8 protein-coding genes are annotated in these 12,977 nt (G+C 45.0%); 3 read left to right on the plus strand and 5 right to left on the minus strand.

All coding sequences use genetic code 11. The features are described 5' to 3' along the window. The first annotated feature begins 6 nt into the window (after positions 1 to 6). Together OAG1_RS09680 and OAG1_RS09685 are read left to right on the plus strand one after the other, a co-directional pair. A complete protein-coding gene (locus OAG1_RS09680) occupies positions 7 to 2,850 on the plus strand; it encodes an ABC transporter substrate-binding protein (RefSeq protein WP_338626148.1) in 2,844 nt (947 codons plus the stop codon). Between the two features lie 61 nt (positions 2,851 to 2,911). Further along, complete coding sequence (locus OAG1_RS09685) at positions 2,912 to 4,021, plus strand: DUF1835 domain-containing protein (RefSeq protein ID WP_338626150.1); 1,110 nt, start codon at positions 2,912 to 2,914, stop codon at positions 4,019 to 4,021. 54 nt (positions 4,022 to 4,075) lie between these two features. Here OAG1_RS09685 and OAG1_RS09690 read toward each other — a convergent pair whose 3' ends face one another. The 5 genes from OAG1_RS09690 to pabB form a co-directional block, all read right to left on the minus strand. After that, positions 4,076 to 5,308, minus strand: a complete 1,233-nt coding sequence (locus OAG1_RS09690; RefSeq protein ID WP_152780837.1) for a catalase family protein — start codon at positions 5,306 to 5,308, stop codon at positions 4,076 to 4,078. A 1-nt stretch (position 5,309) separates the two neighbouring features. Further along, complete coding sequence (locus OAG1_RS09695) at positions 5,310 to 7,421, minus strand: di-heme-cytochrome C peroxidase (RefSeq protein ID WP_338626153.1); 2,112 nt, start codon at positions 7,419 to 7,421, stop codon at positions 5,310 to 5,312. Positions 7,422 to 7,840: 419 nt separating this feature from the next. Continuing rightward, complete coding sequence (locus tag OAG1_RS09700) at positions 7,841 to 9,199, minus strand: L-serine ammonia-lyase (RefSeq protein WP_338626155.1); 1,359 nt, start codon at positions 9,197 to 9,199, stop codon at positions 7,841 to 7,843. A 66-nt stretch (positions 9,200 to 9,265) separates the two neighbouring features. Then, positions 9,266 to 9,838, minus strand: a complete 573-nt coding sequence (locus OAG1_RS09705; protein ID WP_338626157.1) for a CoA pyrophosphatase — start codon at positions 9,836 to 9,838, stop codon at positions 9,266 to 9,268. 19 nt (positions 9,839 to 9,857) lie between these two features. Further along, on the minus strand, positions 9,858 to 11,228 hold the full coding sequence (gene pabB, locus OAG1_RS09710; RefSeq protein ID WP_338626159.1) for an aminodeoxychorismate synthase component I: 1,371 nt from the start codon (positions 11,226 to 11,228) through the stop codon (positions 9,858 to 9,860). A 206-nt stretch (positions 11,229 to 11,434) separates the two neighbouring features. On the opposite strand from pabB, the gene OAG1_RS09715 reads away from it, so the two are divergent. Beyond that, a complete protein-coding gene (locus OAG1_RS09715) occupies positions 11,435 to 12,961 on the plus strand; it encodes a fumarate hydratase (RefSeq protein ID WP_152780829.1) in 1,527 nt (508 codons plus the stop codon). Positions 12,962 to 12,977 lie beyond the last annotated feature (16 nt).

Raw genomic sequence — 12,977 nt, forward strand, 5'->3', positions numbered from 1 at the left:
ACTGTTTTGGCTATTAGATGGAATTTACGTAGACGCATACTTGCGCTTGCTTGTTTATGTGTTGTCGCAAGCGCCTTAGTTACTAGTTATGAGCACCTGCAGCGGTGGATAAGCGACAGTGGAACAAATAGTGTAATACTGGCGGTGGTTGGGCCAATGTCGGGTAATGAAGCCGACAAAGGCCTATCAATGGTTCACGGTGCTCAACTTTATGCTGATCTCCATAATAGCCAGCGGCAAGATAACCAAGTAGCCATTGTTGTTCAGCAATACGATGATGCTAATGACAAAAGCAAAGCACAGCTAATTGCGAAGCAGTTAGCTGCAACTAACAATGTAGTTGCCGTATTAGGGCATCGGGCATCGGCTACCTCGATCAAGGCCGCCAGTATTTACCAACGTGCTGGTTTGCCCATGGTTGGGGGCTCAGCCACCGCAACAGAGATCACCCAGAATAATGATTGGGCTTTTAGGGTTATTCCAGATAATCATTTACAAGGTAAGTTTGTTGCCGACTACGTTGCAAGCCTAGCTAAAGGCAAAGCGGTATTAATCTATAGCCAAGATAAATTTGGCGAGTCGTTAGCAGATTCTTTTCTTAATAGAGCTGAACTGCTAGCGATTCAAACGCTGAGTTTAGGGGTGGATCTAAAAAGAGACATCGCTAAACAAGCCGAGCTAATAAGCCAAAAAATCAGTGAGTTTGGCCACACCGGAGCAGTGTTCTTAGCGGTGCATGATGTAGAAGGTGAAACGCTAGTTAGCCATTTAAAGCAGCAACATCCAAATTGGCTGTTTATTGGCAGTTCTTCTATTGGTAAGCAAAGTTTCCCCGAGCGTTTTAAACATCGAAGCCAAGAGAGAGAAGTATCTGGTTATTATACTAATGGGGTGTTCGCCGTTAGTCCTATCTTGTTTGATGTAGCTAGTGAATCAACTCAACTGTTTTATCAAAGCTTTCATAAAGGTTTTGGTTATGAGCCTAGTGGTGTTTCGGCTGCATACTATGATGCGGCAACTATCGTATCGGCCGCTATAGATGCAGCAAGCGGTGAAGCTGGCGGGGCCGATGACTTTAGCCTGCTTAATATAGCTAGCCAAAGAGCGGCGATAAAAAACCACTTAACTGGTTTTGATTCACCCAATAATGCTGTTCAGGGTTTAACCCACTCTTTGTATTTTGATTCACAAGGCAACGTATTACGCCCTATGCAAGTGGGCTTGTTTAGTGGCGGGGCTTTTGTTTCTGCGCCGATCCAGCTGCAAGATGTTAATGACGAAAACCTTGCGGTGCGCCGAACTGATGTGGTGTATACCGGCATTGAAATGCAAAACATTAGTGAGTTTTCCACCATAGATATGACCTTCAAAGCCAAATTTAAGCTTTGGTTTAGAAGCACGCCAGGGGTAAAAGCAGAAGACATCGTGTTTTTAAATTCGGTGGGTGATTTGAGCTTGCAAGAACCAATAGAGTCTAATTTTACAAGCCAAAGTACTTACCAGCTTTATCAGGTTGAAGGCACTTTTCTAGCAGATGCAAAACCCGGTAGAGCAGCCTTTGGAGAATACCAACTGGGCGTAAATTTTAGGCATACTACGCTGCCAAGAAGTGAGCTCATTTATGTATCAGATATTGTTGGGCTCGGCCAAACCAGCCTACATAAAAACCAAGCCAACCAGCACAAGGTTCAATTTGACACCAGCCAGTGGCGCCAAGGCAGCACTTTGTCTTTTCAAGATACCTTACGTAAACGCAGTTTAGGTGATCCCAAGTATTTACATTCAGACAGACAAGCCGTGGAGTTCTCTCGGTTTAATTCTCTAACGCCGGTACAAGAAAATGTATTAAGCCTAAGGGGGCGTATTCCTGCACAGTGGCAGCAGATAATCTTTTATAGCAGTGTATTGGCGTGGTTACTTTACGCATTGGTTTTAGACTTTAAGATACTGGGTCAGCTATCTAGAGCTTATGGCTTAGGGAACAAGCTTTTATACGCCTTGTTTATAGCTTCCGCTGAGCCCTTGTTTTTAGATTGGTTAGCGCAAGCTTATCCTAATACTAATCAGCTGTTTGCTAGCAATTGTTTCGACGTATTGTGGTGGCTACTGTTTGCTTCGACCTTAGCTTTGTTAATTGATGTACTGCTTTGGGATCCCATAGAAAAGCGCAGTGGCCGCCAAGTTCCACGAATTATGCGCCACTTAACACGTGGCTTGGCCTACATTGGAGCGATATTTGCGATTCTCTCTTTTGTATACCAACGAGAGCTAACCAGCCTATTAGCAACGTCTGGCTTAGTGGCAATGATCCTGGGTTTAGCTTTGCAATCAAACCTTGTGAATATTTTCTCGGGCATTGCTATTAGCTTGGAGAAGCCGTTTAAGCTTGGAGATTGGATTAGCCTAGGTGGCTATGGCGGGCCAATTGTAGGCGAAGTGATCGACATGAACTGGCGTACAACTAAGGTAAAAACGGCTGACAATACACTCTATTCTATCCCTAACAATACTTTGGCAAATGCCAATTTAAACAATGTGAGTAGCAGTGGGCAGATTGTGACAGGTGGTTTTTCTGCCTCAGTAAATAAACAGTTAGAACCCTTGCAGGTGATCCCGCGGATAGAAGCCGCCCTTATGGCTATTGACGCCGTTAATCGGGTTTATATTGATGTAGCTAGCATAGGTTCTGACAATGTAGATTATCAAATTAAGCTGGTGCATGGGGTAGATGATACCGCCACAACTACTGATTTAGTTTGGCAGGCTATTTGGCGCTTGGATGCTGAAATTAAGCAGGAACTTGAGGTAATAGAACCACAATTGGAAACCCCGTTACTTAATGATGCTTAGTGGCGTTTGTTCCTTTATAGAAGTTTGTTAAGCTGGGGCAAACTCAACGAGGGAACAGCCGATGCAATTACACATTACCAACGGCGATAGCGTGGGAGAAATGCTTAAGCAATCAAGTATTGTCCAGGGTGAGATACTGTGTTGGCGAGACGTATTGCATGACGGGCCAATTGTTGCTGCAGAAGGGCAAGCTTATCTAAAAGCTCGAGCTAGTTTCATTCACGAAACAATAAGTTTGCCCAGCCCTTTGCCTGCAATGGATATTAGTGAACAGCAGATCTTGGATGATTTTGTTCAGCGCCAAGCGGTTTTAGATAAGCTAAGTCAATATAAGGAGGTTGTGTTGTGGTTTGAACACGATCTCTATGATCAATTGCAGTTGGCTGAATGTTTATTTCATTTAGCCAAACATCCCGAACTTACCGAGCAATTTCGAATTATTTGTATTGGTGAGCATCCCGAGCTTGATTATTTCCATGGCCTAGGAAACCTTTCGATTAGCCAGCTCGAAGCGCTTTATCCAAACAGACAAACGCTTAGTGTTGAGCAATTAGAATTAGGCAAAAGGGTATGGCAGGCACTTGTAGCCAACACGCCTGAGCAACTCAATCATCTACTCCTAGAACCATTATCACCACTACCATTTATGGCGAATGCTTTGCTGCGTTTTGCCCAAGAGTATCCTTGGCTAGATAAGGGGTTAAGTCTTACGCAATTGCACATTCTTGAGTCTTTGGCTAAACCAATGCAAGAGTTGCCTATTTTGCAGAGTAATCTTCGTCAGCAAGCTCAATATCAGGGTGAAGAAGAGTTCGTTGCGGATCAGCGTTACCAACAAATTATGGAAGACTCTGAGATAAAACTTGGGCGACTGTTTGTAAACTTGCAAACCTTAGAAGATGCGCCTTTTCTTGGGGATGCGTGGTTAAGCAAAGAGCTTTACTGTTTGTCTCAGTTAACTCCTCCTTGTGTAAAAATTGACAACAAGGATGACAAACACTGGAGTATGGATGCTAGTTATACTATCACCGATACAGGGCTTAAGGCGCTTGAGGGCGCAATAGTAACAGAGCTTTCTTCTCAGCTAAGTTTTTGGCGAGGTGGAGTTAACATTAGCCAAGATAATTACTGGTGCTGGGATCACAAGCAAGGCCAGATAGTGATGCGGTAATAGCGAAGTAAAGAGCGACAATAAAAAAAACCACGCTTAGCGTGGTTTTAAGTTTTATTTACAGTTGCTGTTTAAGCTTTCTCCATCAATGGGCTTAGCGTAACCGTCAAAACAGCGCGGCAATGGCCAAGTGGGTTTGCTCACCACTAAACCCTGGTTAGGATCGCAAACTTCTCCTTCGCTGGCTAAGCACCATGAGTTGGGTTCTGGCGTTGCTGCTTTGTTTTGCTGATGACGATATTTAGATACCGCTTGATAAACAACACGTCGGGCTTTGTTTAAGCTGCTTAAGGGTTCCCAGCCTTCTACTGCTCGCCACGGATTCATCGATATATTTTCACAAAACTGCTGTTGCTGCTCGCTATATAAATGCTGCGGAGGAATGTTAATCGTTGCAATGCTAATGAATGGCGAGGCTTGCTCTGACCAAATAGCGGTAGCATCGTCTACCGGCATGTAATAGCCCGGCAGTTTTTCTTGTACCATAAACTCAAAACATGCTCCGCCGTTTGCTAATTGAGTTTCTAATTGATTGCTTAAATAATCAGGATCTGATTTATCTACCTTGCTAGGGAAGGTCATTCCGGCACAAGGTTTAGTAGAAAACTTAATGGTGCTGTTGCCTAAACGGTAGGGCAGCATAGAAAAATACTGTGCTTCAAGTGGCGTATTGATAACCGATGACACGGTTTGAATTGCCCGATAAAACTGTTTGGGGTGCAAACGTGGTGGAAACAAGCTAATAAACCACTTGGTGCGTTGAAACTTCGCCAAGTAAGTCATGTCGTCTGCGTAATCAAAAATGTTGCGGTTAAAAAATGCCGGCGTATTGGTCATAATAAAATCTTGGTTATGACTCTCGCCGAGTTCGGGGGCAATGGCTTTACCTGGTACGTTCATTACTTTTACCGCCATTCCCCGCGCGTCGCCTTTACTATCAGCTTGTACTAGCATGTCGCCATTGGAGAAACGGATCCAAGCTTTATATTGCTGATTTTCTTGTGCAAACAGCCCAGCTTTAAAACGCTCTGGAATGTCCGGATTTACCGAGAAAGTAGCACGGGCACAACCGGTTGCTTTGGCATGCGCGTCCCTTCGGTAAGGCAGACCGTTATATTGCTCTGCACGTTTAGATATTTCGCGCGCCGAGTTAATCGCCGACATAATGGCTTCTTGCTCTGGCTTGGTAATGCCCATTTCTTTATATAAGTCGTTAGCATTAGCAGCATTAAAACTTAAACCAAGCAAACAAAGGGCTAAAGGTGATTTAGTAAATAGTTTTTTCATCTTAGTGCACCTTTGCTGGATTGTTTTTCGCGGCGTTAAAGCTGTCTAAACAAGCTTGCTGTTCAGAGCCAAACTGTGGCGCTTGAGTGTATTTAGACCAATCAAGTGGGTCTCCACCAAGCTTGTCGCTAAATTCTGGGTTGCCCATTACTTTCAAGTATTCTAATAAAGCAGCACGCTCCTGCATGCTAAGCAAACGACCGATTCGGCCCGGCATATCAACATCAGTGAATAGATGCCCTTGGTTACCGTTGCCCTTAATACTGGTATCGTGTTTAAAACTACCTGGGCGTTGTTCGGTAACAAATCCTAGATGGTCTGGGTTGTATTCACGATTACCAATATAAAATTGCTTTGGCCGCTCGCGAAGTGGCGATAACAGGTGATACAAAGTAGGCACCGAACCATTATGCAAAAATGGTGGGGTAGCCCACACTCCATGTAATGGGCGCGGTTTATAAGCACGCATATTGGCGATTCTAAAAGGTACATTTAAACCATCGTAGTCAGCAATCAAGGCTTTATCGATGTTGTTGTCTTGGTAAAGCTTTGGCACTAAACGATTAAGCAGTATTTGTAAGCCATCGCCAGCATTCACTGGGGCCGAGCCCGGAATAATTTTGCTACCATCGTAGCGGTGATCCATGTAGTTATCTGCAGCAGTTGAATCAGTGCCAATCACCGAAGTTTTAACCCAAGGCATTGCCCAAATTACTTCGCGCCAATCTTCGCGTACCGCTTGTTGGCCAACAAAAGTAATGTCTCCGTCCATATCCCATTGCCAGTTTACATCTATTTGCTTGTCTGGATTTTCGCCAGGTTTGCTGGCTACTTTCCACTGGTATGGTTGGACTTGATGCGGTCCATGACAAGCCTGACATTGGTCTAGGAATAAGTCTTTACCTTGGGTGGCAAGCTGGGTATCGATGTTTCCTAGAATAGCTTCTGGCCAACGCGGCGGCTCGAGTGAGCGTAAGGTGCCTTCAACGCAGTGCATGCCGGCTAAATCGATGACTGATTCACCAAACTCTTCACTAGTTAATAATTCACCTTCATCATTCACTAGTTTGATTGGTGCTAATACGCCTAGGCTTTCACCGACATTCCGTGCCATTGCTTGGTTGGTAAAACCAGTGTATTGCACCCAATCGAAACGCCATATATCCCAAAGGAAGGGATAGCTAACCGGTGCATTAGCGACACGGTAGTTTGCAGGTTCGTCGAGATCGTAGCCAAATACCACATTGGCAATTCGGCCTACTGCGTCTGTTCGGCCCCGGCCTTCTTCAACAGGGTAGAGCTTAGGAGCTCCAGCGCCGGATACAAATTGCTTAATATTACCCAAGAAGCCCCAAATTTGTTTGCGTAGTTGCTTACGCTGTGCAGGATCTTGTCCTGCAACGCGGTCAGCAAAACGGCTCCATTTACTTGGATTAATGAGGGTTGCGACTACAGAGGCGGCGAGGGTAGTAATAAACTCGCCACGTTTGGCGTTAGAAATGCTTTGCACTGCCTGACCACCATCGATGCGTAGCGCGTTCCCTTGGTAGTGAAGCTCACCGGTATGACACATGGCACAGGTGAGATCTAAGCGCTCCTTACCGGATTTAGGGTCAATGTGCCGACCTAAACCTACTGGAAGGTTGCCAGGGTTTAAGGTGGTAGGCTGCTGGCCAGGGGTTACAATAAAGCCCCAGCCGCGCATGTTGTCGGGGCTGGTTAATAAATCTTTGGAAAGCGGCAGCTCTAGGTTGATGAACCAATCATATTCTAGCCCTAGTAACTCGGTACCTTGTGGGGTGAAGTAAAAGCGCTCGCGTTGTTCGTCGGTCCAACCTTTGTTGAGGTAGTGAACTTGATTCACTGTCTCTATGGTTAGGTTAGGTTTGAGGAAAGCTTTTAGCCCTAAATATCCAGCTGTGATCAAGGCAATGCCAAGAAAAGAATAGCGTAACCAACGTGGTCCTAATGCTAGCCAAACCTGCCAAATTGCTTTCACTAAACCCCAAACCCAGTTTAACAAGCGGGTGGTGGCCTTAATAATTAGCTTAAAAGGCAGTAAGACGATTTTTAAGACGAGCAAAAGTAGCCCAGACAGGAGCTGTTTTAGCATAGTTTCAAATCCATTTGTAAGAATGCAAGCGGCCTGCGTCGTGCAGGCCGTAAATGTTGGTTAAATGTTATAGGTATTTTAAGTGGATTGCACTTAACTATTACTAAAACAAAGAGATAGATCTAGGGGCTGTATATCTTTCGAGCTGATTTTTGCAGCAGTTTGTGGCTGATTTATACAAGGCAGAAGCTTTGATGTGTAGCGAGCCTACATGAGAAGCTGATAACGCAGTAGAAATAAGCCACAGAGGCTGCCCAAAGGGTTCGGCTAAAATCGCTTTATGCTTTGTTAAGGTGTGTTTACCTAGAATGCTAGGCTACACACTCTTTGCCGAGCCTAAAGCGATTTTATCGCGAACAAAATTTAACCGCGAAAGATAAACAGCCCCTAATAACAGCATATTTACACTTAGCTGCGAATTAACATTCGATAATGTTTACCGCTAAGCCACCACGAGCAGTTTCTTTATATTTGCTCTTCATATCACAGCCAGTTTCCCACATGGTTTTGATGGCTTTATCTAAAGAAACTTTGTGCTCGCCACTGCCTCTTAATGCTAATCGAGCGGCATTTATGGCTTTAAGTGCGCCCATGGCATTACGCTCAATGCAAGGAACTTGAACCAAACCGCCGATGGGGTCGCAGGTTAAGCCAAGGTTGTGTTCAATACCAATTTCGGCGGCGTTTTCAATTTGTTCTGGGTTACCACCAAATATCGCCACCAAGCCTGCTGCAGCCATCGAGCAGGCTACGCCCACTTCGCCTTGGCAGCCAACCTCTGCACCAGATATAGACGCGTTGGTTTTGTATAAAGAGCCAATGGCAGTAGCGGTTAGAAAAAACTGATTGATTGAATCTTGATCAAGCTCTTGAACGTGATTGTGGTAGTAGTGCAATACCGCTGGGATAATACCTGCGGCGCCGTTGGTTGGTGCGGTAACTACTCGGCCACCGCCAGCATTTTCTTCACTAACCGCTAATGCATATAGGTTAACCCAATCCATCACATTTAATGGATCAGAGCTCAAGTTTCGCTGCGAAGCCAACTGCCGATTTAAAGTTGGTGCCCGTCTAGCCAGTTTTAAGCCGCCCGGTAATATGCCTTCTTCACTAATGCCGCGTTTTACACATGCTTGCATTGTAAGCCAAATTTGTTGGGTGTATTGGCTAATGGTTCGGGTGGAACAGTGAACTTGCTCATTAGCCGAGACCACGGCCGCAATGCTTTTGCCGCTCTCTTTGCAGCGTTGTAATAAGCTCTCGGCGTTCTCGAAGGGATAGGGGTAATTGTGACTCGACGTATCGTTTTCTTGGCCTTCTTCGACAATGTAACCGCCGCCTATAGAGTAATAGGTGGCCGAGATGCTTTTGCCATTGTCTAGGTAGGCATGAAAACTTAAGGCATTGCTGTGGGCTGGTAGCTGCTTACGACGATGAAATACAATGGCACCTGTTTTAGCGAAGTTAATGGTCTTCTTAGCTAACAGCGACAACTCTTCGGTTTGCTCAACCTTTAGCAGCACCTGATCAACGGTATCAACATCCACTAACTCGGGCGACTCACCCAACAAGCCCAAAATAACGGCCTTGCCTGTGCCATGGCCTTTGCCTGTTGCACCTAATGAACCAAACAGTTCTACTTTAATGTGATCAACTCGATTTAGCTCAGCGTTGCTGTCTAAACGCTCTGCAAACAGCTTAGCTGCTTTCATTGGCCCAACTGTGTGAGAGCTGGAAGGCCCAATACCTATTGAGAATAGGTCAAATATACTTACCATGTTTAATCCTAGCTAAAGCTGCTTAAGCCACTAAGTTGTTAATTCTGAGATTATAAGTATATTTAGTTATCTGCAACAATGAGAAGCGAAATCACGCAATATTTTAGCGGTGGCTCCCCATATCACATGTTTTTCTACTTCTATAAAGTACACTTCCTCGAGCTTTCCTCTGCGTTTGAAGGCATAGCCGTGGTAATTATCTAGTCGCAAAAAGGGCTGTAGTGGCAATACCATTACCTGAGCCACTTCGTCGTAGTTAAGTTTAAACGACAACGCTTGGTTGGTGGTGGCTATAAAAGGGCGTACCGAAAAATTACTTACTGTGGTTTGTTTTGGCAATTGACCATGAATAGTAAACGCAGTGGGATGAATGCCAATTTCTTCGTAGGTTTCCCTAAGCGCAGTGTGGCTAAGGTTAATGTCTTCGGGATCGTGTTTGCCACCAGGTAAACTAATTTGTGACGGGTGGTGGCGCAGATGGGCGCTGCGTTGAGTGAGCACTATTTGTTCTGCTTGCCCTGGTTGAGCAATAATTGGTAACAGTACCGCCGCGGCATGTTTAGCGCTGCGAGGCGTATCTTGTTTAGCGAGTTGCAGGAGAAAGCGTTGTAAAAAATGTGTGGTTTCTTTTTGGGACAACGGTTTTCTCCAACTTAGGTTATTCGAGCACAGGAAGAATTCGACTTAATTTATCGAAGGTTTCTTGATATTCGGCGTCAACTTTGGAATCTGTGACAACACCGCCACCAGCCCAACTGTATATTTTTTGATTTTCGCATACTAAGGTGCGAATGGTGATATTGGTATCCATATCACCACTACTTGATATATAACCAATAGCACCACAATAAGCGCTGCGGCGGCTCTCTTCAAGCTCCTCAATAATTTGCATCGCCCGAATTTTTGGGGCTCCGGTTATCGAACCTCCAGGAAAACAAGCTGCTAATAACTGTTCTGCAGAGTAGTTCGGAGCAAGTGTTGCGCGGATTGTGCTCACCAAGTGATGCACCGCGGGGAAAGATTCTATGGCAAATAGTTTGGGAACTTCTACTGAGCCAGGGCACGCTACTCGGCCAATATCGTTACGCAGCAAATCAACAATCATGAGGTTTTCGGCTTGGTCTTTTTCGGCAGTGAGTAACTCGTCGGCCAGCTGTTGATCACGCTGCTTATCCGTACTTCTTGGGCGAGTACCTTTAATTGGTTTAGTTTCTATTTCACCATTCTTTAAGCTAATAAAGCGCTCTGGAGAAACGCTAAGAATACAGCTGCTGGGTAAACGCATAAACGCGGAGAAAGGCGCTTGGTTAGCTGCAATAAGGCGCTGGTAAGCTTCGGCTTCTGTTCCTAGGTAGCTTGCACTAAAACGCTGCGCCAGGTTAATTTGGTAGCAATCACCACTCAACAAATACTCTTGTACCTGTTCAAATTTGTCATGGTAGGCCGCTTGGTCCATATTACTTTGCCAGGCGCTAGTTAGTTCAAATTTAGGTAACTCTTGGCTTGTTTGAATGCCTAGCCAGAGCTCACGCTGCTTTAAACGTTCAAGGGCAGTTTCTTCGTCGCCAATCTCATGCCATTGAATTAGTGTTGTGCTTTTTGTGTGATGATCAAAAATAAGCGCCCAATCATAAAAGCCTACTGCCATATCTGGAGTGCTTAAATCTTTGGCTAAGCGCTCTGGTAAAACTTCTAAGCTTCTTCCTAAATCATAGGACCACAAGCCTAAGGCACCACCTTCAAAGGGAAATACTGGAGTGCTGGCTTGCTCTTCGGGGAACAGTTGCTTGCGCAAAGACTCAAGTAACCCAAAGGGTGCTTGTTCGCTTTGGTAGTGCTGCTCGCCAACCCTAACTTTGGATGTGCCATCGCTATAGGAAATAGTGGCGATAGGATCGGCGACTAAAATATCAAACTGGTTATTCTCGTGAGAGTCGGCAGCCGATTGTAAAAAACAACACCAGTCTTGCTGTGCTAGTTGCTCGAAGAGTTGTACTGGAGAAATAGAAAAAGTTTTACTAACAATCATATAGGTAGTTTTGCGTGACCATTCACTATTCAGAATTGAAGATGTAGATAAATTGTAAAAACTTAGCTTTAGGTTATAGCAGGCTTTGTGACGCAAGGGTATCATAGGCGCTGAAGGATAACGACAACAACCCTAACAGCCGTAGCAACAGCCCCGATAAAAGCTGTTGATAATAAAAGGCAATAATAAGGAAACGTGGAGACTTTATGACCATCATCCGTAAACAGGACTTTATTGACAGTGTCGCAGAATCGCTGCAATTCATTTCTTACTACCATCCCCTCGATTTTGTCACCGCAATGGCGGAAGCGTACGAAAAAGAACAGAGTATTGCTGCCAAAGATGCCATCGCCCAAATCTTAATTAACTCACGCATGTGTGCTCAAGGTTTGCGTCCTATCTGTCAGGATACCGGCATTATCACTGCGTTTGTAAAAGTAGGGATGAATGTTCAATGGGACAGTGATCTCACAGTTCAAGAAATGGTTGATGAAGGGGTTCGTAGAGCTTATACCAACCCAGATAACCCTTTACGTGCTTCTATTGTTGCTGACCCTAACGGGGCACGTAAAAACACCAAAGACAATACTCCCGCGGTAGTCCACATAGACTTAGTAGCAGGTGACAAAGTCGAGATTATGGTTGCAGCCAAAGGTGGCGGCAGTGAAAACAAATCTAAGATGGTAATGCTAAATCCATCTGATTCTGTTGCAGAGTGGGTACTAAAAACCTTACCAACAATGGGTGCTGGTTGGTGTCCACCGGGCATGGTAGGCATTGGTATTGGCGGCACTGCAGAAAAAGCTGCAGTAATGGCTAAAGAATCGCTAATGGATCCGGTTGATATTCAAGACCTCATCGCTAAAGGCGCAGATAATGCCGACGAAGAACTACGCTTAGAGTTGATGGACGGCATTAACAAACTGGGTATAGGTGCTCAGGGCCTTGGCGGTTTAACCACGGTGCTTGATGTAAAAGTTAAATCTTGCCCAACTCACGCGGCTTCTAAACCGGTTGTAATGATCCCCAATTGTGCAGCAACACGTCATGCGCATTTTCATTTAGACGGTAGCGGCCCAGCGGTATTAACGCCACCTAAGCTTGAAGACTGGCCAGAGATCACTTGGGATGTTGGTGATAATGTTCGCCGAGTAGATGTAAATAAAGTGACTAAAGAAGAAGTAGCCACCTGGAAAATGGGTGAAACAGTATTGCTTAACGGCAAAATTCTTACTGGTCGCGATGCTGCCCATAAGCGCATTAAAGAATACCTAGAGCAGGGTAAACCATTCCCTAATGGCGTAGATTTTAATGGTCGATTTATTTACTACGTAGGTCCGGTAGACGCGGTACGAGACGAAGCAGTTGGTCCAGCGGGGCCCACAACCTCTACCCGTATGGACAAGTTCACAGACATGATGCTCGAAGAAACGGGTTTAATGGGCATGATTGGTAAAGCGGAACGTGGCCCAGCAACGGTGGATTCTATTGCTAAACATCAGTCGGTTTATTTAATGGCGGTAGGCGGTGCTGCTTACTTAGTATCTAAAGCGATTAAGAATGCCAAAGTAGTGGCTTTCGAAGATTTAGGTATGGAAGCTATCTATGAGTTTGAAGTAGAAGATATGCCAGTTACTGTAGCAGTTGATGCCGACGGTAACTCTGCTCACCAGCAGGGACCAGCAATTTGGAAGGCTAAAATTGAAGAACTAGATGCAAAACTAAGCAAGTAATATATTTAGTTTTGCT

Source organism: Agarivorans sp. OAG1 (assembly GCF_037076485.1).
GTDB lineage: Bacteria > Pseudomonadota > Gammaproteobacteria > Enterobacterales > Celerinatantimonadaceae > Agarivorans > Agarivorans albus.